Source organism: Mesorhizobium sp. M1307 (genome assembly GCF_040318155.1).
GTDB lineage: Bacteria > Pseudomonadota > Alphaproteobacteria > Rhizobiales > Rhizobiaceae > Mesorhizobium.
Genome location: NZ_JAMYLR010000011.1, coordinates 166,213 through 191,089 on the forward strand (window position 1 = coordinate 166,213; position 24,877 = coordinate 191,089).

Genomic DNA, 24,877 nt, shown 5'->3' on the forward strand with positions numbered 1-24,877 from the left:
CGCGACAACCCCGAATTCTGCGCCCCTGCAGTCATATTCCCAAATGCAGCTTTGGCTTCCAGAAGGGGCGGAACAACTCAATCTTGGGACAGCGGTTCATCACCACTTTCAAGCCCGCTTCCTCCGCCAACTGGGCGGCAGCGTCATCGCGCACCCCAATCTGACCCCACAGAACCTTGGCATTGATTGCGATGGCCTCCTGTGCAACTTCCAACAGATCTTCGGAGCGGCGAAAAACCTCAACCATATCCACAGGCCGGTCGATGGCCGCTAGTGACGCGTACACCTTAAGCCCTCGAATCTCATCCAGACCGGGACTGGGGTTGACCGGGATCATGTCGTAGCCGATTTCGTGCAGCACCCTGAGTACCCCATAGGAAAATTTAGTTTTATCGGGGCTGGCCCCAACCATCGCGATGGTTTTGACCGATTTCAGAATGTCTTGCAGGTAAGCCTCCGAATAGGGCTCATCATGATTCATATGGGTCATTTCTTTGCTTCCAACGGGGTCGCAATATCGGCTTTCAATTCATGAGCGGCCAGCGGGTCAAGGAAGGGGTTGCGATAGAGCTTGTCGTGGCTCTCAACGCCGACCTCCAGCGTGCAGTCGCTCATAGGGCGGGCGACGCAGAGGATTATATAGCCATTGTTGATCTGGCGGTTGTTCAGCGCCCGCTGCGCTTTTTGATCGACTTTGCCGCTGATTATTTTGGCCGCACAGGTTATGCAGCCGCCATACTTGCACCCATACGGCAGATCCACGCCCTGCTCGCGCAAGCTTTGCAAGAGGGGCTTACGGTGATCGACGTCAAAGGCCGCACCGCCTTGATTGGCGAGAATGATGGTGAAGCAGGTCATACCCAGATGTCACTCGTGCAATCACCCCCGGGATAACGGGTTTCGTGGCAGCGGCTTGGTCCATTTGGTTCCTTACCAAAATCAACAACGAATAGCGGATCGATTTCCATGCCGCCGTTTTCCGTATCGCAATTGACCATCAGCATGCATCCGCCATTGGTGCGGATTTCGGGATAGAACTGATTATCCCACGTCGAGAAGAGTGAGGTCGTCACATAAAGGCGCTTGCCGTCGAGGCTGAGCTGTATCATCTGAGGCCCGCCAGTCACTTTCACGCCATTGACCTCAGGCGCACGGCCGAGAAGTCCGCCCATCCACACTTGTCCGGTAAGCTTGGCGTTGTGAGGGTCCGAGATGTCGTACTGACGAATGTCGCCATGCAACCAGTTGCACATATAGAGGTATCGATCGTCCATGCTGAGCAGAATGACCGAGATCACGCCCGGTATTGGTATCGGCCATTCGGGATGCGGCTCATTGCCGACATCGACAATTTTTTCCCATTGCCAGTCACCCGCCGCGTCCTTCCACCAATGGATGATATTTGCAGAAAGGGCCGCGCCAACAAAGCCGTGACTGCTGTCGGGGTTATGATGGAATCGCACTTCCAGTGGGATCAAGCCATCTTCACCGAGATAGAATGTTTGCTTTGGCTCCTTCTTTTCAAAATCCCAGAAATGGATCTCTCGGCCATATTTCAGATGACCAACCTCTTCCAGGTCAAAGCCAGGCATGAAGGTATTGGGCGCGGCCCATTCCGAGCTGACCATTACGTTGTGTCGCGGCTGGTACCAGAAATCATAACCAAACTTGATCCTGCCCATGGAGTTTTCCCAGCGGCCGACAATCTCGAACTCCTTGCTGAGTTGCAAATAGCCGCCGGGGGCATTGCCCTGGGCGTCACCAAGCATGGAAACGATGATGTCCGAGCCGAGGCAATGCACCGTGTGTGGCGCCGACAGGTTAGTCCTGGCTTTGATTTCAGCGCCGTCTATCACCTTGAACAGTGTCGGGCTGCGCGGATCGGTACCGCAATCGACAATATGCAGATTTGACGAGCGCACACCCGGCACGATCAGATATTTCCGCTCCTTGCTCGCATCGCCGTGGCACGACGAACAGGCATTCCAGCCCGAGTGATGAAGCTCATCGCCAATACCCGGCATTTGCAAACGCGAAATCACCTGGCTGTAGGTCGAACTCTCCGGGTCGACATCAATGGTGCACAGATAGTCCGGCTTCTGAATGCCCGTGCCGGTGTAGATGGCAATCGTATAGAGCAGCTTTTCGCGAGGTGCCGTCATCGCCTCGGCTGGAGAAGCATAGCCCGGTCCACAGCAATGATTGGTCATGGGTACTTCCCTTTGAACAGATCACTGGCCAGCCCCAAAGGGGCAAGCTGGAATGTTAGTGCATGCTTGGCATTGGCGCTATGGCCGGGGTGGCTTGTGAAGTGCGCACGTGACGTACAACTTGGCGACAGAGCCCTGTGGGACCACCCAACGCCAGCTTCTTATCCCGAGGGAACGTTGGCGGAGTGATCGGAGAGCAGTGCCTGGACCAAGCCCAAGTGAAAGCCTCCGGCTTCTTTCCACGGTTTCAAGACAGTATTCCAGCGGTCGGGAACGTCTGGGTTGGGTCAGTTCGAGACTTCGAACCCCGGATTGGATGTCTGCATTCTCGCGCGCTTACCGCAATCGATCGGACCGCTTCCGGCCATTACCTGATCCTCAATCGCAATCGCGCATGGTCATCCTATCAGGTTGAGCTACCCATCGGCGCAATGCGTGTGGGGTCTGAGCGGGTGTGCAAAATGAGAGCAAGTCTCCTTGCAATCGCTACCTCGACGCTGCTGAGCGAACCCAGCACTGCGTGCACGATGCCTGGTTCTTTGAGTGCGGAGGAACGAGCACTCGCCGACAGTGTCTTCGTCGGACCGTTGTCCGCTTGGATCATCCGAAGCAGAGAAAAACCGTAGCGCGCGGTGAATCCTCACGCAGCGGGCTGAGGCCACCCAAGCCTCCGGCTCAGCCGCTACAGCCCGTCAGACGCCCGACCAATTCCGGCACGAACCTCTGTCGCTTGGCTACATCCGCCAAAACCTGCTCTGCCTTTTTGGTTGATCGCCTGGGAGTTCGGCCGGCCTTCGCTAACTCGAGCCTGCCTCAGCTTACCTCAGCAACGACTGCCCCCGAGACCGGGTCGGTAAGGCCGAGGTCGCCGCCGAGGTCTTCGAGCATATCGCGGAACGTGTCGAGAATGCCGATCATCGACGGCCGCGCGGCGGCGAGGCTGTCCATGTCCTGCCACTCGCCGACAAAGCAGAATGTGGGCTCGCCAGTCTTGATCAGGGCGCCCTTGCGAAAGCCTGTCGCGTTGAGCGCGATAGTCTTGTGCGCTTCGACGAAGGCCTTTTCTATGTTTGGCTTTGTGCGAAAGCGGACTACATTGTAGGCGGTCATAGCTTCCTGCGATCGATTGGAGCAGCAACTTTTTTGAGCAGCAATCTTCCTGCGGCAGCCATCCTACTACGGGGGGCCTCCAGCACCATGTTGGACGGCGTCTCTGCGGTGCGGCGGAAGCGGTGAAGCCACCGCTGGTGACGACCTCCCTCAGCCTTGCCTCTCCGGCCTGGGCGCCAGCCCCGGAGCCCGACATCCTGCGCCAGCGACGCGGGCGTGCACACAAAGGCGGAGGCGGCATAATAGGCGCGCCCGACCGGGTTAACAGCCAGATGATCGTGCGCGAACGGCTCGACGATCATCCACGTGCCGTCCGGCTTGAGCGAGCTACGAGCATGCGTGGCATGGCGTCGAGGCTGCCGATCTCCCCCACAACAACGGTACAACAACGGGGAGGTTGCGCTCTCTGCCAAAACGCGGCTCCGCCTCGCTTTTTTATTGATCACGACAAAAAAACAACGCTAACTGGCTCCCGCGGAGGGGCCATGCTGACAAGTGATGAAGTGGGAGCGATCCCGTTGTTTTCGGGTTTGCCGGCGGCAGAGCTGGAGCGGCTGGCGCGGACAGCGGCCGATCTTCACCTCAGCCCCGGAGAGTTCGCGATTCACGAGGGTGGAGAGGCCGCGCTGTTTGCGGTTCTCGCCGGCAAGATCGAAGTCCTAAAGACCTTCGACGGCATCGAGCGAACGCTGGGTTGGCGTCTGCCGGGAACGATCTTCGGCGAGGTGCCGATTGCGCTTGGCTCGGGATTTCCCGGTGGCTATCGCGCCGCCGAATCTTCCCGCGTCATGCGCATCGAGGTTCAGCAGTATTATTCCATCGCCGCGGTTTCAAAGGACGTGGCCCAAAAGGTCAGCGCGCTTGCCCGCGAGCGGATGGGCGGGCTGCAAAGCGTCACTGCCGAGCCGCAGAGGCCGCGCGTCACATTGGTCGGCCATCGCTGGGACACGGCGTGCGGCGAACTGCGCCGGTTTCTGGCCCGCAACCAGATTTCGTTCACCTGGCTGTTGCCCGACACGTCGGATGCCGAGGCTTTCTGGTCTGCCCTCGGCAGGCCGGCTCTCGATGGTCCCGTTGCCCGGCTGGCGGACGGGGAGATTATCGAAGCACCCGCCGTGCGCGATCTTGCCATTCGCCTCGGGCTGCAGACGCGCCCGCGCGGCGCCGAGTACGACGTCGCGATCATCGGCGGCGGACCGGCCGGTCTTGCGGCTGCGGTCTATGGCGCCTCCGAGGGGCTGCGCACCATCGTCGTCGAACGCGAGGCGCCTGGCGGGCAGGCGGGAACATCCTCGCGCATCGAGAACTATCTCGGCTTTCCAAGCGGCATTTCCGGCGACGAGCTTGCCAGCCGCGCGCTGCAGCAGGCAAAGCGGCTCGGCGCCGAAATCCTGGTCACCCGTTCGGTCGCCGGCATTGACCCGACGACGCACGAGGTGGTGCTCGACGGCACCGATGTCGTGCGCGCCCGCAGCCTCATCCTGGCAACCGGCGTCGCCTGGCGCCGTCTTGCCATCGACGGGTTCGACCGGTTGATCGGCAAAGGCGTTTATTATGGCGCCGCGCGCAGCGAGGCGAGCAGCACGCATGGGCAGGATGTCTACCTGATCGGCGCCGGCAATTCGGCCGGCCAGGCGGCGATGCATTTTTCCGGCCATGCGCGCAGCGTGACGCTGCTGGTGCGCGGCCCCTCGCTTGGCGACAGCATGTCCCACTATCTGATCGAGCAGCTCAGGGCGAAATCCAACGTAAAGGTCCAGCTTCGCTCCGAAGTCCAGGCCGTGCACGGCGAGACGCACCTGACGGCGATCGACATTCTCGACAAGACCGGCTACGAGGTGAGCCGGCACGAATGCGGCGGGCTGTTCGTGTTCATCGGCGCCAACGCCGAGACCGAGTGGCTGCCGGCCGACGTAGCGCGCGATGCACGCGGTTATGTGCTGACCGGCGACGACGTGAAGAAGGCCGGGCTCTGGTCGCATGGCCGCGACCCCTACCTGCTCGAGACCAGCGCGCCCGGCATCTTCGCCTGCGGCGACGTACGCCTGAGCCCGGTCAAACGCGTTGCCTCGGCGGTCGGCGAGGGCAGCATGGCCATCGCCTTCGTCCACCAGTATCTGGCCAATGAAGAGAAAGTAGACCGCAACCAAAGCTAGAGGGTGAAGTAACCAGAATGTCATCAGCCGGTCGATGCGGCGTGAAAACCGCCAATTAAGCATCGAAAGCACGCTTGAGGGCTGGCCGCACTTCGCCGCGGGCTATATAAGCGGAGAGGTTCGGATGTTCGTCCAGTATAGCCGATCCGTTCAACCTGCGCAGCACCGCCACCATCAGAAGGTCACCGGCGCTGAACGCACCATCGAGCCAGTCGGCATTGCCCAGGCGATCGGAAAGTTCGCCCAGCCGGCCACAAATGCGATCCTCGACCATGGGCAGGCGTTGCTTATGCCAGGTCTCGTCGCGGGTCGTCAGCGGAAGGGCAGTTTTCTGACTAGGTCGTTCGAGAACCGGACCGTCTGCTTCCGGCCCCGAAACGGTCATTCCGGATGACAGGTTGCGTGAAGCGGTTCGCGCGGTGCACGGTGGCGCAAGCATGGTTCAGTCGAAGAAGCCTGCATCCTCTTCCCGGAGATACTTCCTGGCTGCTTCGGCGTCGATGTCGAGGCCCAGCCCCGGCGCTTGCAGCAGGTCCACCATGCTGTCCTTCACGATCTGCGACGGCAGGCCGATTACGAGGTCCTCCCACCAGGGGTCGGAGGCGCTCGGGTATTCGAACGCAATGTAGTTGGCGGGCAGCGTGGCGCAGACATTGATCAGCGCGCCGAGGCCTAGAAGGCCGTTCGCGGTGCCGTGCGGTGCCATCAGGATCGAGTGCATACAGGCGTGCTCGGCGACCCATTTGAGCTCGGCAATGCCGCCAATATCGGCCGGATCGGGGCCGATGACGCGCACCGCCTGCGTTTCGATCAGCTCCTTGAAATTGTGCCGCAGGTAGATCTGCTCGCCGGTATGGATTGGCGTCGAGGGGTGGCGGTGGTCAGCTCCCGATAGGCCTGCGGATTGACCCACGGCACATAGTCGCCGGTCAGCATGTCCTCGAGCCACATCAAATTGTACTTCTCGACCGCGCGAGCGAACTTGATCGCATCGGGCAGCATCCAGCCCGGGCCGCAGTCTAGCGCCAGGCCGACTTTGTCGCCCAGGCAATGCTGGCGCGAATGAATGCAAAACCCGATCGCGTGCTGTTTCCGAAGAGCAATTTGAGGTGAACTTCCTCAGGCTACGCCCGGGCGGAGCCATCCCCCGCCCGCGTCGCGGCAGGCAAGCTCGGATACTCGAACGTGTGCGTCCAATCCTCCTGACTCGTTCGTGTCGACATGGCTTGCGATCTCCGACTCAGGCGGAACCCATGATTCACAGCCGACCCCAAGGAACACTGTTGCCGCCCATCTAGCCGTCTTATCCGTATCGGCGAAGCCGCTGATCTGTGCTAAGCCGCCGCCCGAATAGCCAAAGGAGTACACCCGTGAGCGAGCCGACCGTGGCCGAGGCGACCGACAGCATCTATGCATCGCTCCGGGTGAACAATGCCGACATCGACTCACATATCGCGGCGCTCAAAGCAGCGCTGGCGCGAGAGGGGATAGAACAAGCGGTGTTCGATCCGACCAGGCTGGCGCAGAACAACCGTTCGGGCCGCAAGCTAATGCAGGCTTATTTTCGGCAGCGCGGCGTGAGCGTGAGGTTTTCGGCCTCGTAGGGGCGCACGCTAAGGCGCCACGGCCCGCCGGCAATCATTGTGGTCCAAGATCCCGCGGGGAGTTCAGGCAAGTCCGCTTTTGGCTTCTGTAGGCCGGCATGCGGCTTCCGGCCCCGCCGACGTCAAAGCACTTAGGAAATCGGCCGACAAATGGTCAATTCAATCACCTGCTCCGGCTGCCGAGTACATCAGCGACCGATTCGCCGCTTCTGGCTTGCGGATTTGACCGGATCCATCGCATGAATCTGCCGCCTTGAGCGCTTCGGCGCGGTCAGATTTGTCTAACGCTCCTATCCATCGAACCGACGCGAAAAATCGTGGATAGTCGCCCGAACACAAATCGAACAAGCGGAGAAACGTCGCCACCCGATCGCCGTAGACGGAAGTCGCGGCGAGCTTCGCGTTGTTGATCGGAGAATCGAACCAGACATCGTACCTCCGGTATCCATGCCAGCGACTGTCGCGCATCTCTCGGTAGCGCATCCGCAGCCGTTCGATCGCGGCTATCTTTGCGGCCCGCTTTTGCTCAGAGGTAGCGCTGTCGTCATAGACGTGCTTTAGCTCGTCTCGGGTCTGCGACACCAGCGCAAGAAATTGAGCTCTGCGCCTCCGGTCGGCTTCGTAACGGCGCAAACCGGCAGTATCCCCATTCGCGCGCAGCCATTTTCTTACACCGGTTGTTTCGACAGCGGTAGCGAACGCCTCGTTGAACCCGGAATCGTCCTGTACGTAGACGCGCTGGTGGGCCAGCTCATGGAACACCAGCCCTGCAAGACCCGCTTCATCTTGGCTGAGCATGGTGCTTAGCAGCGGGTCACTTGACCAGCCGAGTGTGGAATATGCAGTGATGCCCGTCACATAGACGTCCAGGCCCTGTCTCTGAAGTTCGACAGCGGTTTCAATCGCAGACCTTTTGGAGAAGTATCCTCGGTACGGAACGCATCCAAACACTGGAAAGCACCATGTTCGTGGCGTCAGCGAGAATTCCGGGGCTGCGAAGATGGCCCATGTCACCGCGTCCCGACCAACGTCAACATAGCTGCGGTAGCTATTGTTGTCCGGCAGCGCTAGTTCATCTATCGCAAACTGTCGGATGGCGCTCGCCGATGCCATTCGAGCGCGCAATGTCCCAGGGGTCGAAGGATTGTCGATCAGCTTTCCTACATCCTGCCGCGCCGCCATGATCTCCAGGTGACCCTTCAGGGATTGTGCGTAGTAGGAAATGCTGGTGCAACCTGCCACGCCGGACATCACGATCATCGCAGCAACCGAACGAAAAAAAGCATGCATCATGCCCACAGCATCGCTCACACGTCCGGATAGGGCAAATGTCGCAACTACGCCCGGTCCGAAACCGTCGCGCCAATTTGGTTAAGATCCTGGATGGGGTTTAGGCTAGACGTTCGTCCTCGGCAAGATTGTCACAATTCGGTCACACGCCGCCAAATTGCCGAATGTCCGGACACGGCGGACTGAAGCAACGCAGCATTTTCCACTTTGAGGCGAAGTAATTCTCAACTATGGTCCGCCAGGCTTTTGGCATGAGGGGGAATATTGCCGATGGTTTTATCACGCAGGGGTGTCGTGCTCGGCGGCCTGGCGCTGGTCGCGGTGGGTGCAACCAGCAATATTGCTCAAGCCGCGGCGGCAAAATCCTTTTTCGCCGGTACCGCCAGCGACAACAATTTTGTCTATCGCAAGACCAACTTCGCCAAGATCGACAAGAGATGGCATCGCCAGATCGTCAAGTATTTCAGCAGCGAGCCTGTCGGCACCGTCGTGGTCGATACCCGCCACCACTTCCTCTACGTCATCATGGAAAACAAGACCGCCATCCGCTACGGCGTCGGCGTCGGCAAGGACGGCTTCAAATGGTACGGCCGCGCGACGATCGACCGCCGCGCGCTGTGGCCGCAATGGGTCCCGCCCCCCGAAATGCGCAAGCGCAGGCCGGAGCTACCCCCCATGATCGCAGGCGGCGCGTCCAACAATCCGCTCGGGCCGCGCGCGCTCTATCTGCACCGCGACGGCGCCGACACCGGCTATCGCCTGCATGGCACGCTGGAGCCATGGAGCATCGGCACCGACGCTTCCAGCGGCTGCATCCGCATGTTTCCGGAAGACATCATCGACCTCTACCAGCGCTGCCCGATCGGCACCGGGGTGCAGGTCCTGCCGCACATCGCCGACCAGGCGCCCGCTTCCACCACTGTCGAATGATTGGCGCCTCATGAACCGCATCATTGAAAACACGCGCCGGCTGCTCGCCGCCGGCCTGCTGCTGCTGACCGCATCCTGCTCGACCAGCAACACGCTGGCCCCTTCCACGCCCGACGTCACCAACACCGAGGTTGCCGGTTTCCAGAATGTGCAGCCGGGCAGCGAGGAGGATTTTATCCTCAATGTCGGCCGCCGCACCTATTTCACGCAAGGTTCGGCCGCGCTCGATTCTGTCGCCAAGGCCACCCTCGACACCCAGATCGCCTGGCTAGCAAAGCATCCGCGCTGGCTGCTCAAGCTGCAGGGTTTCGCAGACGATCCCGGCGCAAGTGAAATGGCGCTGTCGCAGCAGCGCGCCGATGCGGTGATGGACTACCTCGCCGCCGGCGGCATAGACCGCAACCGCATGTGGGCCAAGGGCTACGGCAAGGACAGGCTCGTCCGCGAGTGCCCCGACACCGCCTGCAGGTCGCAGAACCGCCGCGTTGTGTCTAATTTGCGCGATGAGAGGGACGAGCCGTAGGGGCTGCTGTTCTGCTTGTGGCCCGAAGCAGAGTCTCACACGCGACGGCGGCATGGCTGCTTTGCGCCTAATGTCGGTCATCGAGCACGCCATAGCCGCATCCCAAAAGCAGACATCCGAGTGAACAGGCTTTATTTGCGTAGGCTGCCATTGGGTTGTTACTCGCGGAGCGACCGCTTTCCCCCGTTGCGGCGAACTGGAGATCGGTCGATGGCTGGGGCTGCTTTGTGCCGGCGGTTCGACGCGCCGCATCGTCCGAAAGAAGCCGGAATGCGTCTAACGCTAGCTTGGCCGACCGATCCACCGCACGATTTCATAGGCAGGCATCGGGCGGCGAAAGCCCTTCAGCGTAAGTTCGCCAACAAGAACGGATTCGACCAGCGACTCGACAGCGCCGAACACCCGTTGGCTGACGAGAATCTGTCGAGCCTTCGCCTCTTCGCACAATCGAGCCGCATGGTTCGACACAGTGCCGATTACCGCATAGTCGGCGCGCTGATCGAAACCGATCCGCCCGATGGTTGCATGGCCCCGAGCGATGCCGATTCCGAAGCCGAGCAAGTAATCCCGCTTGCGCCATTGCTCTGAATGCCCGTCAATCGCATCGCGCATCGCCGCGGCCATAGACACGGCCCTCTCGGTATGGTCGGCGCACGGCAGTGGATCGTTGAAAACCACGACGATACCGTCGCCCACGAACCGCTCGAGAGTCCCCTCGTGGCGGACAATTTGTTCACCAAGACAGGAATGATACTCGGCAAGAACTGTCATGACTTCTTCGGGTTCGGCGGTCTCTGCGAAGGCCGTAAAGCCGCGCAAATCGCAAAAGACAACGGTCACCTCGCGACGGTGACTTTGCAGAAGCGCATCGCCATTTCCCGCCGCAACGATGAGGTCGGCGACCTGCGCGGGCAGAAACCGTCGGAGCCGGCCCATTCGCTCGATCTCGGTCACCTGCTCCGCCACGGTCTGCTCGAGCGAGCGGTTCCAATCGGAAAGCTGCGCGGCCTGATCCTGAAGCTGTTGGGCCTGGCTTGCGACGGTGTCGTGAAGCGCCTTCTGGCGCAGCATCGAGCGCACCCGCGCCAACAGCGCCCTGTGCTCGAAGGGCTTTGTCAGGTAGTCGTCACCCCCGGCGTCCAGCCCCTCGACAACATCACGCGTATCGGCCTTCGCGGTGACGAGGATGACCGGAATCGCCTGCAGGGAGATGTCCTGCTTGAGCAGGCGAACCACGCTGATACCGTCCAGCTTCGGCATCATGATGTCGAGCAGGATCAGATCCGGCGTGAGTTCGCGAGCTTTTGCAAACCCCTCTTCACCATCGGCGGCGGTCGCCACTTCGTAGCCATTCGCCTCGAGGCGCATGCGCAGGATCTCGAGGTTCTCCGGAGTATCGTCGACTGCGAGAATGCGAGGCGGATCGTGCAAGGCGCTGCCTCCCTCAAGAAAGGAACCCGCGAATCTCGGAAAGCAGCTGGCGCGGACTGAATGGCTTGGCAATGTAACCATCGCACCCAGCAGCAAGGGCTTTCGCCTCGTCGCCCGACAGCGCGTAGGAGGTGACCGCGATAATCGGAATGTGCCGCAGCGCCGGGTCGGCCTTGATGCGGCGGGTCGCTTCATACCCGTCGATCACCGGGAGCTGAATGTCCATAAGGATCAGGTCTGGCCTGTGCGCTCCCGCTGCAGCGATGCCGGCGGCGCCGTCCGCCGCCTCGATCAGTTCGTATTCGGTGGTGGCAATGAGATCGCGGATGATCTGGCGGTTGTCCTCGGTGTCTTCCACCATAAGGATTCGTTTGCTCATGCGGCCCTCACGTCCTCATTCACCCAGATTGGTACCTTGAGACGGAATGTCGACCCTGACCCGATCACGGACTCGACGTCTATGGTTCCGCCATGCATTTCGACGATGCGCTTCGAGATCGCCAGGCCAAGACCTGTGCCACCCTTCTGCCTGGTGCTGCTGTTGTCGACCTGCTGGAATTCTTCGAAGATGAGAGCCTGGTCCTTGGACGCGATGCCGGGACCGGTGTCTCGGACGGTGATCTCGAAGTGCCCGTCGACCGCATCGGCAAGAATGTCGACCGCACCCGTTTCGGTGAACTTGACGGCATTGCCTACAAGATTGAGCAGGACCTGCGTCAAACGGCGCTCGTCCCCGCGGCCGAATGGAAGGTTCTCGGCAACAGTCGTTGAAAGCTCAAGACCCTTCGCTCGTGCCAGCGGTTCGACAGCCGTAACGGTCGATCGAACAATCTGCGCGATGGAGTAGTCCTCGATCGCCAGCGTGAGCTGGCCGGCTTCGATCTTGGAAAGGTCGAGTACGTCATTGATGAGCCCGAGGAGGTGACGGCCGTTCGCCTGCACGCGCGCGACGGTCGTCTTTGCCTTGTCCGGGAGTTCGCCGTAGATGCCGTCGACCAGCAGTTCTGTGAAGCCCAAGACCGAATTGAGCGGTGTCCTGAGCTCGTGGCTCATATTCGCGAGGAACTGGGACTTGTGGCGGCTAGCTGCCTCCAGCTCCCGGCCTTTCTCCTCGATCTCGCTGAACAGCTTGGCATTCTGGATCGCGAGCACCGATTGGGCAGCGAAGGTCTCCAGCAGGTGGACAACTTGCTCATGGAAGGCACCTGGCTTGTGGCGCCTGACGACCAGTGCACCGACGATCTTGTTGGGCCTCAGCAGCGGAACGATCAGGATACCGCGATATCCGGCGTCGACGATCGTCTTTCTTACAAGGAAGGATGAGGTCTCCTCGCTGAGGTCGGGAAACTGCACCGGCATGCAGCGCCCGGGCGCGTCGCCGATCCCCATGTCGGCCAGCCCGATCGTCTGGTGCGAGACTGCGGCGATAAGCTCATCGCTCATACCGAAGTTTGCGCGCGGACGGAATTGCTGCCGCGTGCTGCTGAACACGTAGATGGTGCCAGCATCCGTCTCCGACAACTGGACCGCCTTGGCGACGATCGTTTTCAGCACGGTGTCGAGATCCAGCGTCGAATTGACCGCCTTGCTCACCTCACCAAGCGCCTCGAGCTCACCAACAGACGCGGCAAGCTCGCGCGTCCGTGACTGCACCGCCTCGAAGAGCCGCGCATTCTCGATGGCGATCACGGCCTGGTCGGCGAATGTCTCGACGAGCGCGATCTCCTTGGGATTGAAAGGTTGCGGCTCAACCCTCGTCATGACGAATACGCCAACGAGATCACCTTCCCGCAACAGCGGGGCAGCGAGGACGGTGCGGAATCCGCCTGCCTCAGCGATCAAGACAACGCGGTAGTCCGGATCAGCGGTCACGTCTTCGATTTGCACGATCCGCCGTTCTTCGATTACGCGCCCTACGGCGGAGCCTCGGCCTGCGGCAAGCTCTGGAAGTGGATTGGCGTCGACATAAGCACGGAAGCTGGGCGGGTAGCCATGCGTCGACACATAGCGGAATACGCCATCAAGCAACTGCACGATACCACCCTTGTCGGCACGGCAGAGCCTGACAGCCGATTCCACCAACGTATCGAGCACGACCTGCAGATCGAAGGTAGAGCGGCTGATGACCTTCAGAACGTCTGCAGTGGCTGTCTGCTGCTGAAGGGCTTCGTCGAGCTGCTGGGTGCGCGTCTCAATCTCCTGATACAGGCGCCCCAGCTGGTCGGAGGTCCGGTTGACGTTAGCGGCGAGCACTCCAAGTTCGTCGCGATTGGCGACGGCAACCTGTTGGGCGAAGTCGCCGGCCGCTATCTGGCTGAGACGCGTCTCGATCTTCTTGACCGGTTCGATCAACGACCAGGAGATGATGTAGCCGAGCCCCAACGCCAGCAGGATACTGCCCACCGCAAACGAGACCACGATCAGTCTGGACGTGCCGTACGCACCCTCGGTCGTTTCGATGGCCGCCACCATGTCGGCTTCGGCCATGTTGACCAGCTGGTTTGTCAGCCGCTCGAGGCGATCAGCCGACGGTATGATTTCATCAAGCTGAACCTTGCGCGCCTCCTCAGTACGGCCGGCGCGGACGAGTTCTGCCACGTGCGTCACGCCGGCCGTCAGCCGTTCGTACTCTTGCCTGACCTGGCCAAGCACTTCCACCTCGGCTTTGGCGACGAACTCCATGCGGTCGAGGTCGTAGCCGAACTGATTGAGCTGGCGCAGCGCCCCATCCAGCATCCGGTCGTCCTGAAGCAACAGGGCGGTGGAGATGCCGTAGAGCTGGCTGGTCGTATCGTGCTGTACCTGGCGGTAGGCCGCGATCCTGCGCTGCAGCTTGATCAGCTCGTTGGTCTGATCGTTGACCCCACTCAGCACCTGCAACCCGACGGCCCCGAGCACGATCAGCAGGCCGACGATCGACAGGAACGCGATCAAGAGCTTGGTCTGGACGCGCGCCGGCAGCCGGGCAACCCAGCCAACGAGCCGGTTCGTTATGCTATTTGGATTCGTCCAAGAGGCTGACAAGGTCATCCCGGAACTCCTCCAAGTCGAACCGGACGCCAAGATACTGTACTCGCAAGATGCCATTGGGGTCTACGAGCGACGTCAACAAGGTATGGTCGACATCTCCGTTCGCCGCCTTCTTCGCGATGACCCCGTATTTCCGTCCCACCTCATGGACGACCGCCGGATCGCCGGTAAGAAACGACCAGCCCTTCAGATCGGCGCCAAAATTCTGCGCATATTCCTTCAAAACATCGGGCGTGTCGCGCTCCGGGTCGACGGTGATCGAAACAAAGGCGATTTGGGGTCCGAACGCACTACCCAACTTTTCCTGCACGCTGGCCATATGGGCGGTCAGCATGGGGCAGACGTCGGTACAGTACGTATAGATGAAGGCGATGGCGACCACCTTGCCGCGGAAGTCGCGCAGCGACACCGGCTTGTGGTCCTGCGATATCAGCGTGAAATCCGGTGCAGCGCCCATCATCGGCAGGCGCTCGCTGTTCCCAGCGTGCGCTGACGCTTCGTGCGCAGAGGTGTGCGCAGGCTCAGCGACGAGGGCGAGGAGCAGCAACGCGCGCGTCGGCCAGCGGCTCACGTCTTCATCTCGCGCTTGAGCTCCTTAAGGAAACGCCAGTCGGTGCCGCGGTCCAGAACCTCCTGTGGCCTCATCGTGACCGCATTTGTCTCCTGCATACGCAGCGCATAGAAACGCAGGGAATCCTCGGGGTCATATTCGCGCCATTTGTCGTAGCGTATGTCGGAACGGATAGCCTGAAGCGTGTAGTCGGTGGCGTAGCCTATATCGACCGCACTTTTCGCAACCGCTTCCGGATTGGTTATGCAGAGGTCCACGGCCTTGAGTAGGGAGCGCATGACTCGTTTAGTCGCCATCGGGTAACGTCCTGCGTAATCTGCGGTGCTCGCGAGCATGCAACAAAAATACTGCGACCATGGTTTGTCGATCGCCGTGCTGACAAGTACATGGCCGAGCTTTCGCTCGCGCGCCTGCTGGGGCGTGGGCGGTCCGCCGAGGAACGCATCGATCTTACCCTCCGCGAGGCTTTGAACCGCATCGGGGGTTACGAGAGTTTCGAAATCCTTTGCCGGATCAAGGCCAACATAAGAAGACATCACATTCAGCAACAGATACTGGATGGTGCTGCCATCCACTCCGACCGTCTTACCCTTCAGATCAGGGATGCCAACGACCCGATCGTTTGCGATCAGCTCAAGGCAGCCGACATGCAAGCCGGTCAAGACTTTTATCGGCGCGCCTTTTGCGATGTTAAGCACATGCGCGAGCGGGTAGTTCCAGTCGAAGTCGATCTCGCCGTGGCCGATCCAGTCCGACGAATCCGGGCCGGTGCCCGAAGACACGAACTCAACGTCGGCCAAGCCTTCGGCATGCAGAAGCTCGGTGGCCGCATACATCGGCGATTGGCAGTCCGAGACCTTGGCGAACACCGGCAACCGGACTTTCGTCGTCTCTGGCGCCGGCTCGGTGAGCGCCAGCCTCGGGGCTGCGACTAATCCCGCGGCACCCGCCGCGATGCCGGCCATGAAGCGGCGTCGGTTCTGGATGATGTGCATGACGTTCTCCTCTTCAGCGGTCCTTCGCGCTGCGCCTTTCACGTCTTCAGTTCGCGCTTGATCTCTTCGAAGAAGTGGAAATCCGTCCCTTTGACGATGATCTCCTGCGGGCTCGACTTGATCATGCCCGTCTCCAGGAGGCGCAGCGCGTAGAAGCGCACCGAGTCTTCAGCATCGTATTCCCGCCACCTGTCGTGCCCGGTGTTCTGCAGAGTGGTCAGCGCAACGTCGTAGCTCGGCAGAAAGCCTCGATCAACCACCGCGCGGGCGGCCGATTTCGGGTTCGACACGCAGAATTCGACAGCCTGGAGGATGGCCCGCAGCACGCGCTTGGTGGCGACCGGATACTTATCGACATAGTCGGTCCGGCCGGCGAGCATGCAACAAAAATACTGCGACCAAGGACGGTCGATAAGATTGCTGAAGACCGTGTGACCTACCTTCTTGTTCCGAACCTCGGAGTATTGGCTGGTGTCTACCAGGAAGGCATCGACCTTGCCGTCGATGAAGTTCTGCATGAGCGAGCCGTTCTCCTGGACGCCTACGACCCACTCAACATCGTGGTTGGGATCGAGCCCGACATAGTTGATCAGCAGTTGGAGAAACACCTGCGGGTGGTCGTTCATCGCCCAGACCCCCACCCGCTTGCCCTTTAGGTCGGCAACGCTGTTGACGCGATCGTTCGCTCGCAACTCCCAGCAGCCGGAATGCACGCCGGCCAGGATCTTGACGGGCACCCCGGCCTCGACGCTGCGGATGTGCATCGGCGGCATGTTGAAGTCGAAGTCCGTCTCACCCGCTGCAATCCATTCGCTGCTGTCGAAGTACTTTTGATTACCTTGCACGTACTGGACATCGGTCATACCGCCGGCGCGGAGCAGTTCGCCAGCGAGGTAGAGCGACTCCCAGCAGTAGGCGCCTCCGACCCACCGGCCCAGCCGGACACTGGTCGTCTCGGGCTCCGGCTCGGCAAACGCCAATCTCGGGGTTGCGACAATTCCCACGGTGCCGGCTGCCAGGCCGGCCATGAAACGGCGTCGATTCTGAATGATCCGCATGTCACGCTTCCTCCCTGGGACAAAGCAGGCTCAGGTTTTCAACTCACGCTTCAGCTCCTCGATGAAGCGCCAGTCCGTTCCATCGGCGATGATCTGCTGTGGGCTCGACTTGATCATGCCCGTTTCGTGCATGCGCAGCGCATAGAAGCGCATCGAGGCTTCGGCATCGTAGTCCCGCCAGACGTCGTACCGCGTGTCGCTCAGCGTTTGCAGCGCGATTTCGTAGCTGGGGACGAAACCTCGATCGACCATCTGCGCTGCACTCCATGCGGGATCCGAAATGCATAGGTCGGCGCCCTTGACGATGGCTCTTAGCACGCGCTTGGTCGCCACCGGATATCTGTTCACGTAGTCCGCAGCGGCCGAAGTCATGCAGCAGAAGTACTGCGACCAAGGGCGGTCGAGGGTCGTGTTGAGGATCGTGTGGCCGATTTTCTTGGCGCGCAGTTGCTGCGTCTCCGGCGGCGTGAAGAGATATGCATCGAACTTCCCGTCGGCGAAGGCTTCCACCGGCTTGCTTTCCTGGACCCATTCGATGTCGTTGACGGGGTCCAGTCCGATATAGGCGGCCATCAGGGCGACCAGCACGCGCGACGGCGCATCGATGTCGTGCATGCCCACCCGCTTGCCCTTGAGGTCCGGGATGCCTTGGATGCTGTCGTTGGCGATCAGCTCGAGGCACCCGGAGTGCAGACCGCCAAGCACCCTGATTGGCACGCCGGCGTCGATCGACGCGACATGGACCGGCGCGTAGTTCATGCTGAAATCCGTGTCGCCGCGTGCAATCCACACCGCCTGATCGACTTTCTCGTCGCCCTGCACGTAACGGACGTCGGTGAAGCCCTCCGCTTTGAGGAGCTCTCCGGCCAGGTACATCCCCGCCCAGCAGTAGGCACCATCGATCCACCGCGGCAAGCGGACGGAGGTCGTTTCAGGGGGTGCCTCGGCCCAAGCGTCAGTCGTTGCGCCGATGAGACCTGCAGCGCCTGCTGCCGCAGCACCGGCCAGGAAGCGGCGGCGGTTCTGGATGATCTGCATGGGGTTCTCCCTCCCATTGAAAATGGCACGAGGCTGGCTGCCCCTCACGTCTTCAACTCGCGCTTCAACTCGTCAAGGAAACGCCAGTCAGTGCCGGTGGCGATGATCGTTTGCGGGCTCGACTTGATCATGCCCGTTTCGTGCATGCGCAGCGCGTAGAAGCGCATCGAGGCTTCGGCATCGTAATCCCGCCACCTGTCGTACCGGATGTCGTGCAGCGTTTGCAGCGCGTAGTCGTAGCTGGGCACGAACCCTCGATCGACCATCTGCTGCGCTACCAATGGCGGATCCGACGCGCAGAGGTCGGCGCCCTTGAGGATGGCCCTGAGCACGCGCTTTGTCGCCACCGGATGCCTGTCGACATAATCCGCAGTCGCGGAAATCATGCAGCAGAAATGCTGCGACCAGGGCAGGTCGGTGGTCGAGTTGAGGATCGTATGGCCTACTTTCCTGGAGCGAAGTTCCTGCGTGCGGGGCGGTTGGCCGAGGACTGCATCGTATTTTCCTTCGACGAAGCCTTCCGCAAAATTGTGTTCTTCGATGACCCATTCGATGTCGTTGACGGGATCGAGCCCAACATAGGCGGCCATCAGAGAAACCAACACGTATTGCGGCGAATCAAGCGTAAAGACCCCAACCCGCTTTCCCCGCAGGTCCGAGATGCCTTTGACGCTGTCGTTGGCGATCAGTTCGAGGCACCCGGAGTGCAGTCCGCTTAGTACCCTGATCGGCACTCCTGCATCGATCGACGCCAGATGAATCGGCACGTAGTTCACACTGAAATCCGTCTCGCCGTTTGCGATCCACGCCGAATGATCAACCTTCTTGTCGCCTTGCACATACCGGACATCGGTGAACCCCTCGGCGCGCAGCATTTCTCCGGCAATGTACAGGCCCGCCCAGCAATAGGCGCCGCCGATGTACCGCGGCAGGCGGACGGAAGTGGTCTCCAGCGGCGGCTCGGCCCGGGCTTGTGTTGCGGTGCCGATAATTCCTGCGGCGCCGACGGCCGCAGCGCCGGCTAGGAAATGACGGCGGTTCTGGATGATCTGCATGGGCTTCTCCTTCCCAAGGAAAAAGGCACAACGAGTCAGCCAGCTGCTCAGGTTTTCAGCTCACGCTTCAACTCGTCGAGGAAGTGCCAGTCCGTTCCGTTGGCGATGATCTGTTGCGGGCTCGATTTGATCATGCCCGTCTCCTGCATGCGCAGTGTGTAGAACCGCAGGGAGTCTTCAGGATCGAATTCCCGCCAGCGGTCGTAGCGGATATCCTTGAGCGTTTGGAGCGCGTAGTCATGCGACGGGACGAAATCGCGATCGACCATCTGCCGGGCCACCCACTGCGGATCCGACACGCAGAGGTCGGCGGCCTTGAGGATGGATCGCAAGACCCGCTTGGTCGCCACCGGGTACCTGTTCACGTAGTCCGTGGTGGCGGAGATCATGCAGCAGAAATACTGTGACCATGGGCGGTCGACGGCATTGTTGAGGATCGTGTGGCCGATCTTCTTGGCGCGCAGCTCCTGCGGCTGGGGCGGCGTCCCAAGGAATGCGTCGATCTTCCCTTGGATGAAGAGTTCCGTGGGCTTGACGTCCTTAGTCAAGACCCATTGGATATCGTTCACGGGATCGAGCCCGACATACGCGGACATGAGCGTCAGCCACATGTGTCGCGAGTTATTGAAACCATCCACGCCCACCCTCTTGCCCCGCAGATCCGTGACGCTGCGGATGCTCTCCTTGGCGATCAGTTCGAGGCATCCCGAGTGCAACCCGGTTAGCACCTTGATCGGCACGCCAGCGTCGATCGACGCGATCTGATTCGGCGGAAAGTTCACAGAGAAATCGGTCTCACCGCGTGCGATCCATTCCGATTGGTCGACGCTTCTGTCGGCTTCTACGTAGCGAACGTCGGTGAAGCCCTCTGCGCGCATCAGTTCTCCGGCGATGTACGCGCCTGCCCAGCAATAGGAACCACCAACCCACCGCGGCAGACGAACCGTGGTCGTTTCCAGCGGCTCGGCGTGGAGTGACTCCGGAAGACCGACGATACCGGCAGCGCCTGCCATTGCAGCGCCGGTCAGGAATCGGCGGCGGGTTTGCAGAATCTGCATCAAGCGCTCCTCTTCCGATTTGCAAAAGGCAATTCTGGCCGGAACCGAGCAAGAGGTTTCGGCAGAGGCAGAGCGCGACGAGTGGTTGTGGAACCTAGCGCGCCTAGTCCGATGCGGGAGTCTTGCGCTCTCAGTCGCCGGCCCATGTATTAGCAACCGACGATATACTGACGATACGCCCAATTTGCGTAGGTTGCGAGCGCAAAACTTACTACGCCAATCCGCGTCCGAAGAACGATAGCGGACGTTCAGCGGGTGGGGCCGGCCGCAGTAAACTCGAAGTGGCCATTCGCAACCGCGCAAACGGTCTCCCACTGACAGCGAGGTGCTGGCGGGACGCCAAAAGCCGCAATTCCGCTGTCGGCCACGCCGCGCCCGAGACCCTCGGATCGTTTCTCCAATGGCCAATATTGGCCGAAGGAGAATGACGATGGGCATTTCACAATACGATCCGGCAGCCAAGGGGCGGCCGGTATGGAACGCTGGTCGGCAGGTCGGAGCCAAGCGAGCCCCGAAGCCGCGGCAGATATGGGCAATCCGCTTCTTCCTCAATCGCGAAGGACGAATGAGGGATCATGCCTGCTTGACCTCGCGATCGACAGCAAGCTGCGGGGTTGCGACCTAGTGAAGATCAAGATCGGTATGCTTGTGGCGGGTCCGGAAATCCGGGCCCGCTTCAATGGTGGTTCAGCAGAAGACCGGCGACCGGTTCAGTTCGAGTATCACGTCAGATGCGCGAGCAAGTCTGTTGGCATGGCTTGAGAGACGTAGCGGAACAGTGGACGACTTCGCGTTTCCCAGTCGTGTTGATGCCGCCGCGCATTTGAGCACGAGCCAATATGCACGACTGGTGGATGAATGGGTGTCGGCGATCGGTCTGCGCCGAGAAGAGTATGGCACGCACTCGCTTCGCCGCACCAAGCCTCCATCATCTACAAGGCGACAGGCAATCTCCGTGCGGTGCAGATCCTGCTCGGCCACACCAAGATCGAGAACACGGTGCGGTATCTCGGTGTGGATGTAGAAGATGCGCTCGCATTATCCGAGGCGACAGAGGCCTGACCACAAGCGGCTCCGCTCGACTGGTGGAGCCGCGATCGGCAATGCGCCGATGTCGGTCATCGGGCTCGCGTTCTTTGATTCCCCAAAGCGGACGCAGCGGCATGCGTCGCCAGGATAGTAATTGCGGACGCAGCTGTCACTGGTTCAGGCGAGGCGGCAAGTAGACGACCAAGGTCAGTCCGGAATACCGGCACGGCGCAGGAGCGTGACAATCTTATCGAGCACCTCCGCCTCCCTGTAGGGTTCCTAGCGACGAAAGACCTTGAGTGTGAAGCGCGGATGGGCCTGGCGCATTACCGCGATCGTCTCCGCGGCCGCATCAGGCTGGCCATCGGCCAGCCTGGCAAGTCGCAACATAAAACTGAGGAAATGAAGGTGTTTGGTACGCATCGGCGCCCTGAGCGTGAGGCCCACCAGCGCTCGTGGCCCACTTCAAGGGTCGTTTGCAGCCCATGATTTCTGCTGGGCCGCATACGGTCGGCCGTCACTCCGGCAACCCCGCGAACCGCATCTGCTTGATCCAGCGGTCGAGGCTTCCGGGTGCGGTCCAAATCTTGTCCCACTCCCTGCGTTCTTTACTGATGGATTCACTGGGAGTGTTCTGGAGGAAAACCGCAAGCGCTTCCTTTGCCTCTCGCTTGTTTCCTAGACAAGCGTGGATCCCCGCAAGCATGCGCTGTGCGCCGCTCGGGATCCTGGACATTTTCCGCATCGCAGCCAGCGCCGCCCCACAATCGTTCTTTTCCCAGAGCGCCCAGCCCATCTGCCAGTGAAACCAGTCAGGGTGGAAGGGATCGATGCCTTTGGCCTGCTCGATCCGATCGATCGCTTCGTCGGCGCGGCCAACATACAGCAGCACGTTCGTACTCATGACGAGGATATGCGAGTTGCTCGGGTTCAAGGCGATCGCCTGATCGTACTGGGCAAGGGCCTGCTCGACCTCTCCGGCTTCGGTGTGGATGCTGGCGCGGACCTCATGCGCTTCTGCGTCATCAGGAGCGAGCAGGATGGCCTTGTCGGCGTATTTGGCAGCGAGTTTCAACGCCTCGTTCCGGTTGTGTTCCTGCGCGTGCCACCCGAATACCGCGTCATTGCGATAGTACCAGGCCAGCCCGATATAGCCGAACTGGGAGTTCGGATCCGCTTCGATCGCCTTGAGGCTGAACTGCCTTAACAGCTCGTTCCCCTCGGCTGAGATATCCTCTCCGATCTTGGCCCTCCCCATCAGGTAATAGCGGAGCGCGCTGACCTGCGCGGCATCGCTCTGTGGCAACGGTCGCTCGATCCTTATTCCGACCCGATCCGCAAGCGTGCGGATGATTTCCTCCTGGACGACGAAAAGATCGCCAATCTCCCGGTTGTAGGAGTTGGCCCAGACATGTGATCCGTCATGCGCATTCAGCAACTGGGCGGACACTTTCAGCCGGTCTCCGATCTTCTGCTGGCTGCCTTCGAGCAGGTAGTCGACGCCGAGTTCATCTCCGATCTGCCTGGTCTCGACCGGCTGGTCCCGGTACCTGAAGCTCGAGTTCCGGGCGATGACGGCATAAGTCTTGCTCCGCGCCAGCTCGGTGATGATCCCCTCGGCAACGGCATCGCTGAGATATCCCTTGTCCGCACCGGCACTCATGTCGTCGAAGGGAAGGATCGCAATCCTGGGCATGCCGCTCGAACGAACGGGAGCGGCTCGCCATGCTTCCGCGCCGTAGTATGCGCCGATCGCTGCCGCAAGGAGAGCGAGTGCAGCAAGAATGAAGCCGCGCTGCGATAATCGTGTCCTGGCACGTTCCGTGCCGGCTGCGGCGTTTGGGTCCGCCGCGTCCGATAGATCGGCGTTCAGTCGGTAGCCTCTCTTTGGGACGGTTTCCACCATCACGTGCGCGTCGTCCCCCAACGCGCGGCGGATATCGGCAATGCATTGAGTGAGGCTGTCGTCGGTCACGAAGGTCTCGGGCCAAACCGCCTGCATCAGCGCATCCTTGGAGACGATTTCGCCCGGTCGCGCCGCGAGCACCGAGAGCACCTCGGCGGACTGGCTGCGAAGATTGACCGCTTTGCCTTCGACGGTTCGGAGTTCTTTGCTTTTGGTCAGGAAGACGAAACCGCGGAACGTGATCGTTTCAGCAGATTTCAGGTCAATTTCAGGGGCCGTTCGGGACATTTCACCTTCCTGGCGCGCTTCCTAGTCTAGCCCATTCGGCCTTCGCCTCCAAGCGACCCCAGCAGCACCGGATGAAACGGAGGACGACATGAATCGCACCAAGCTCATCATCGCTCTGGCTCTTCTCTTGGCAGTGCCAACGGCTGCGAAAGCAGATCCTCAATCTCTAAATGCAACCGCGCATGTAATTTCTCTTGTATTTGTCGATGGCCGCATCGATGAACGCCGAGAACAAAAATCCTTCGACACGATCAAAACCTGCCTCGCATGGAAGCACCAGGGGGAATTTCTTCCGCCGCAGCCGGGTTCTTTTGTTTCTTTCACGTACTGTGAGCTAACTAACGTTGGTCCTACTCGGACGGCCAGTATCTTCCAACTTACCCAGGAGGGTCAGTGAGGGCGATCCTCGACCGCCCCTGCCGCGCCGCCCGACGACGGCGACCCCGACGAACCGGACGACTTCGGCCCGCCGTGCGCGTGCTGCGGCGGCCGCATGATCGTCATCGAGCTGTTTGAACGGTGGAGGCAACCGCGCGGACCACCACACGGCTCCCGGTCGACCGGGAGCAGCACGCCATGACCCGGCATGGGATGGTTCAGCCTTCAGCTGCAGGCACTCAGCCTCCGGCAACGGATCGACGCACGTCCACGATGATCCTCGATGCTGAAGAGGTCGCGTCCAGCTGCCGACCAAGCCGACAACACCGCGCGGGGGCGCAACGAAGCGGTCTGTCCGCATTCACCCCAGCGCTTCCCGACGGCGGTCACGCCATCGCCGACGTCTGCCGAAATCCGAAATCCCCATAGCCATCGTCTGCGGCCCGCGGGTTCCTTCCTCGGGGACTTTCGTACGCCTGCGGCGCCCGAAACTCTTCACGTGAGCCGAACGGCGGCTTTAACTGGTCCCGCGGCAATAACCGGACGGACAGCAAACGGCCCCGTGCCGCAGGCAAGATCGGTGAAGACGAAGCGTCCCGGCTCCTCGGCCCTCGGACTCCATGCAGCAGGCCATAGGGCCTCGCGATGGGCCATATAGCTGGCTTCGATGACTTTCTGGTTGGCCGCCAGCCCGTTGGCGAACAACTCCTGATTAGACGCCATTTGCCGCCCGGCCTTGGAGCTTGACGTTCTCCCGCGCAGTCCCATCCAATTGCCGCCCGCGTGGGTAACGCGGATACTTCACCAGGTCCCGAAATCACATGCGCGCAGCCGCCGTCTCTGTCTGATCTTTGAACTTAAACATATCAGTAGAAAATAGCTGTAACCATCTTTCATCTTGCCGCGTATGGTCCGATCATCTGCCGTGCAAGTTTGAGGACATGCAATGAAGAAGGCCGCTGCTCTCGTCGTGCTTTCCCTCGTTATCATGCTGCCCGCCGTGGCAGCCGCGCAGTCCTACGTGCCGGAGCTTGGGCCATCGCCGCCGCAGGATGCTATGCAGCTGTATCCCGGCGGTGTCGAGAAGGCGCTGGCCGCGCTGCCGGACATCGTCAAGAAAGTCAAGGAAGCATCCGACGTTCCCGGCTTCGCCGTGGCGGTGGTGCATGGCGGCAAAATGATCTTTGACGAGGGCTATGGCCTTCGCGACAACCGGG

At 60.8% G+C, this 24,877-nt stretch carries 21 protein-coding genes and 6 pseudogenes; 8 read left to right on the plus strand and 19 right to left on the minus strand.

The window, feature by feature from the left end:
• Window positions 1-31 precede the first annotated feature (31 nt).
• The 5 genes and pseudogenes from NKH16_RS15945 to NKH16_RS15965 all read right to left on the minus strand — a co-directional run.
• Window positions 32-481: a CoA-binding protein gene (locus NKH16_RS15945; RefSeq protein WP_031212498.1), complete on the minus strand. Its 450-nt coding sequence runs from the start codon at window positions 479-481 to the stop codon at window positions 32-34.
• A 5-nt stretch (window positions 482-486) separates the two neighbouring features.
• Window positions 487-858, minus strand: coding sequence for a 2Fe-2S iron-sulfur cluster-binding protein (locus NKH16_RS15950; RefSeq protein WP_352449195.1), 372 nt, complete (start codon window positions 856-858; stop codon window positions 487-489).
• Window positions 855-2,210: a selenium-binding family protein gene (locus tag NKH16_RS15955; RefSeq protein WP_352449194.1), complete on the minus strand. Its 1,356-nt coding sequence runs from the start codon at window positions 2,208-2,210 to the stop codon at window positions 855-857. Before NKH16_RS15955 ends, NKH16_RS15950 begins: the two co-directional genes overlap by 4 nt.
• A gap of 813 nt (window positions 2,211-3,023) precedes the next feature.
• Complete coding sequence (locus NKH16_RS15960; protein WP_352449193.1) at window positions 3,024-3,320, minus strand: DUF718 domain-containing protein; 297 nt, start codon at window positions 3,318-3,320, stop codon at window positions 3,024-3,026.
• 77 nt (window positions 3,321-3,397) lie between these two features.
• Window positions 3,398-3,643, minus strand: a pseudogene (locus NKH16_RS15965) (SAM-dependent methyltransferase); the annotation flags it as partial.
• Window positions 3,644-3,805: 162 nt separating this feature from the next.
• Here NKH16_RS15965 and NKH16_RS15970 point away from each other — a divergent pair.
• Entirely contained in the window at window positions 3,806-5,476 is a 1,671-nt protein-coding gene (locus NKH16_RS15970) for an FAD-dependent oxidoreductase (RefSeq protein ID WP_352900371.1), read from the plus strand.
• 55 nt (window positions 5,477-5,531) lie between these two features.
• Here NKH16_RS15970 and NKH16_RS15975 read toward each other — a convergent pair.
• Window positions 5,532-5,780 (minus strand): annotated as a pseudogene (locus tag NKH16_RS15975) (glutathione S-transferase family protein); the annotation flags it as partial.
• Window positions 5,781-5,918: 138 nt separating this feature from the next.
• Window positions 5,919-6,526: pseudogene (locus NKH16_RS15980) on the minus strand (enolase C-terminal domain-like protein); the annotation flags it as partial.
• A 320-nt stretch (window positions 6,527-6,846) separates the two neighbouring features.
• On the opposite strand from NKH16_RS15980, the gene NKH16_RS15985 reads away from it, so the two are divergent.
• A complete protein-coding gene (locus NKH16_RS15985; RefSeq protein ID WP_352900373.1) occupies window positions 6,847-7,080 on the plus strand; it encodes a hypothetical protein in 234 nt (77 codons plus the stop codon).
• A gap of 159 nt (window positions 7,081-7,239) precedes the next feature.
• Here the strand turns inward: NKH16_RS15985 and NKH16_RS15990 are convergent, their stop codons facing one another.
• Window positions 7,240-8,373 (minus strand): aminopeptidase, encoded by a 1,134-nt coding sequence (locus NKH16_RS15990; protein ID WP_352449191.1) that lies wholly within the window; start codon window positions 8,371-8,373, stop codon window positions 7,240-7,242.
• A 267-nt stretch (window positions 8,374-8,640) separates the two neighbouring features.
• On the opposite strand from NKH16_RS15990, the gene NKH16_RS15995 reads away from it, so the two are divergent.
• Both NKH16_RS15995 and NKH16_RS16000 read left to right on the plus strand, forming a co-directional pair.
• A complete protein-coding gene (locus NKH16_RS15995; protein WP_352449190.1) occupies window positions 8,641-9,300 on the plus strand; it encodes a L,D-transpeptidase in 660 nt (219 codons plus the stop codon).
• A 10-nt stretch (window positions 9,301-9,310) separates the two neighbouring features.
• Window positions 9,311-9,823, plus strand: coding sequence for an OmpA family protein (locus NKH16_RS16000; RefSeq protein ID WP_352449189.1), 513 nt, complete (start codon window positions 9,311-9,313; stop codon window positions 9,821-9,823).
• Between the two features lie 282 nt (window positions 9,824-10,105).
• On the opposite strand, the gene NKH16_RS16005 is transcribed toward NKH16_RS16000, so the two are convergent.
• The 9 genes from NKH16_RS16005 to NKH16_RS16045 are packed head-to-tail and all read right to left on the minus strand — an operon-like array spanning window position 10,106 to window position 20,059.
• A complete protein-coding gene (locus NKH16_RS16005; protein WP_352449188.1) occupies window positions 10,106-11,254 on the minus strand; it encodes an adenylate/guanylate cyclase domain-containing protein in 1,149 nt (382 codons plus the stop codon).
• Window positions 11,255-11,267: 13 nt separating this feature from the next.
• Window positions 11,268-11,615 (minus strand): response regulator, encoded by a 348-nt coding sequence (locus NKH16_RS16010; RefSeq protein WP_352900376.1) that lies wholly within the window; start codon window positions 11,613-11,615, stop codon window positions 11,268-11,270.
• Window positions 11,616-11,629: 14 nt separating this feature from the next.
• Complete coding sequence (locus tag NKH16_RS16015; RefSeq protein WP_352900379.1) at window positions 11,630-14,284, minus strand: GAF domain-containing protein; 2,655 nt, start codon at window positions 14,282-14,284, stop codon at window positions 11,630-11,632.
• Window positions 14,250-14,855, minus strand: a complete 606-nt coding sequence (locus tag NKH16_RS16020; RefSeq protein ID WP_352449185.1) for an SCO family protein — start codon at window positions 14,853-14,855, stop codon at window positions 14,250-14,252. The genes NKH16_RS16015 and NKH16_RS16020 overlap by 35 nt, the downstream gene beginning before the upstream one ends.
• Entirely contained in the window at window positions 14,852-15,850 is a 999-nt protein-coding gene (locus tag NKH16_RS16025) for an ABC transporter substrate-binding protein (RefSeq protein WP_352449184.1), read from the minus strand. The genes NKH16_RS16020 and NKH16_RS16025 overlap by 4 nt, the downstream gene beginning before the upstream one ends.
• Window positions 15,851-15,888: 38 nt before the next feature.
• Window positions 15,889-16,878 (minus strand): ABC transporter substrate-binding protein, encoded by a 990-nt coding sequence (locus NKH16_RS16030; RefSeq protein WP_352780579.1) that lies wholly within the window; start codon window positions 16,876-16,878, stop codon window positions 15,889-15,891.
• A 60-nt stretch (window positions 16,879-16,938) separates the two neighbouring features.
• On the minus strand, window positions 16,939-17,946 hold the full coding sequence (locus tag NKH16_RS16035; RefSeq protein WP_352449182.1) for an ABC transporter substrate-binding protein: 1,008 nt from the start codon (window positions 17,944-17,946) through the stop codon (window positions 16,939-16,941).
• A gap of 44 nt (window positions 17,947-17,990) precedes the next feature.
• Window positions 17,991-19,001: an ABC transporter substrate-binding protein gene (locus NKH16_RS16040; RefSeq protein WP_352449181.1), complete on the minus strand. Its 1,011-nt coding sequence runs from the start codon at window positions 18,999-19,001 to the stop codon at window positions 17,991-17,993.
• A gap of 47 nt (window positions 19,002-19,048) precedes the next feature.
• A complete protein-coding gene (locus tag NKH16_RS16045) occupies window positions 19,049-20,059 on the minus strand; it encodes an ABC transporter substrate-binding protein (protein WP_352532390.1) in 1,011 nt (336 codons plus the stop codon).
• A 430-nt stretch (window positions 20,060-20,489) separates the two neighbouring features.
• Between NKH16_RS16045 and NKH16_RS16050 the strand changes: the two are divergent.
• Window positions 20,490-21,121, plus strand: a pseudogene (locus NKH16_RS16050) (tyrosine-type recombinase/integrase).
• 246 nt (window positions 21,122-21,367) lie between these two features.
• Here NKH16_RS16050 and NKH16_RS16055 read toward each other — a convergent pair.
• Together NKH16_RS16055 and NKH16_RS16060 are read right to left on the minus strand one after the other, a co-directional pair.
• Window positions 21,368-21,535 (minus strand): hypothetical protein, encoded by a 168-nt coding sequence (locus NKH16_RS16055; protein ID WP_352679411.1) that lies wholly within the window; start codon window positions 21,533-21,535, stop codon window positions 21,368-21,370.
• A 70-nt stretch (window positions 21,536-21,605) separates the two neighbouring features.
• Entirely contained in the window at window positions 21,606-23,282 is a 1,677-nt protein-coding gene (locus NKH16_RS16060; RefSeq protein WP_352838562.1) for a winged helix-turn-helix domain-containing tetratricopeptide repeat protein, read from the minus strand.
• An 88-nt stretch (window positions 23,283-23,370) separates the two neighbouring features.
• Here NKH16_RS16060 and NKH16_RS16065 point away from each other — a divergent pair, with 88 nt between their 5' ends.
• From NKH16_RS16065 to NKH16_RS16070, 3 genes and pseudogenes are all read left to right on the plus strand, one after another.
• Entirely contained in the window at window positions 23,371-23,679 is a 309-nt protein-coding gene (locus NKH16_RS16065; RefSeq protein ID WP_352838563.1) for a hypothetical protein, read from the plus strand.
• Window positions 23,680-23,700: 21 nt separating this feature from the next.
• Window positions 23,701-23,862, plus strand: a pseudogene (locus NKH16_RS35015) (IS91 family transposase); the annotation flags it as partial.
• 744 nt (window positions 23,863-24,606) lie between these two features.
• Window positions 24,607-24,877: pseudogene (locus tag NKH16_RS16070) on the plus strand (serine hydrolase); the annotation flags it as partial.

Bases quoted from the DNA above. Each gene is read 5' to 3' on its own strand.
- NKH16_RS15945 (WP_031212498.1), bottom strand. From the start codon at position 481: ATGAATCATGATGAGCCCTATTCGGAGGCTTACCTGCAAGACATTCTG.
- NKH16_RS15950 (WP_352449195.1), bottom strand. From the start codon at position 858: ATGACCTGCTTCACCATCATTCTCGCCAATCAAGGCGGTGCGGCCTTT.
- NKH16_RS15955 (WP_352449194.1), bottom strand. From the start codon at position 2,210: ATGACCAATCATTGCTGTGGACCGGGCTATGCTTCTCCAGCCGAGGCG.
- NKH16_RS15960 (WP_352449193.1), bottom strand. From the start codon at position 3,320: ATGACCGCCTACAATGTAGTCCGCTTTCGCACAAAGCCAAACATAGAA.
- NKH16_RS15970 (WP_352900371.1), top strand. From the start codon at position 3,806: ATGCTGACAAGTGATGAAGTGGGAGCGATCCCGTTGTTTTCGGGTTTG.
- NKH16_RS15990 (WP_352449191.1), bottom strand. From the start codon at position 8,373: ATGATGCATGCTTTTTTTCGTTCGGTTGCTGCGATGATCGTGATGTCC.
- NKH16_RS15995 (WP_352449190.1), top strand. From the start codon at position 8,641: ATGGTTTTATCACGCAGGGGTGTCGTGCTCGGCGGCCTGGCGCTGGTC.
- NKH16_RS16000 (WP_352449189.1), top strand. From the start codon at position 9,311: ATGAACCGCATCATTGAAAACACGCGCCGGCTGCTCGCCGCCGGCCTG.
- NKH16_RS16010 (WP_352900376.1), bottom strand. From the start codon at position 11,615: ATGGTGGAAGACACCGAGGACAACCGCCAGATCATCCGCGATCTCATT.
- NKH16_RS16015 (WP_352900379.1), bottom strand. From the start codon at position 14,284: ATGACCTTGTCAGCCTCTTGGACGAATCCAAATAGCATAACGAACCGG.
- NKH16_RS16025 (WP_352449184.1), bottom strand. From the start codon at position 15,850: ATGCACATCATCCAGAACCGACGCCGCTTCATGGCCGGCATCGCGGCG.
- NKH16_RS16030 (WP_352780579.1), bottom strand. From the start codon at position 16,878: ATGGCCGGCCTGGCAGCCGGCACCGTGGGAATTGTCGCAACCCCGAGA.
- NKH16_RS16035 (WP_352449182.1), bottom strand. From the start codon at position 17,946: ATGCAGATCATCCAGAACCGCCGCCGCTTCCTGGCCGGTGCTGCGGCA.
- NKH16_RS16040 (WP_352449181.1), bottom strand. From the start codon at position 19,001: ATGCAGATCATCCAGAACCGCCGTCATTTCCTAGCCGGCGCTGCGGCC.
- NKH16_RS16045 (WP_352532390.1), bottom strand. From the start codon at position 20,059: ATGCAGATTCTGCAAACCCGCCGCCGATTCCTGACCGGCGCTGCAATG.
- NKH16_RS16060 (WP_352838562.1), bottom strand. From the start codon at position 23,282: ATGTCCCGAACGGCCCCTGAAATTGACCTGAAATCTGCTGAAACGATC.
- NKH16_RS16065 (WP_352838563.1), top strand. From the start codon at position 23,371: ATGAATCGCACCAAGCTCATCATCGCTCTGGCTCTTCTCTTGGCAGTG.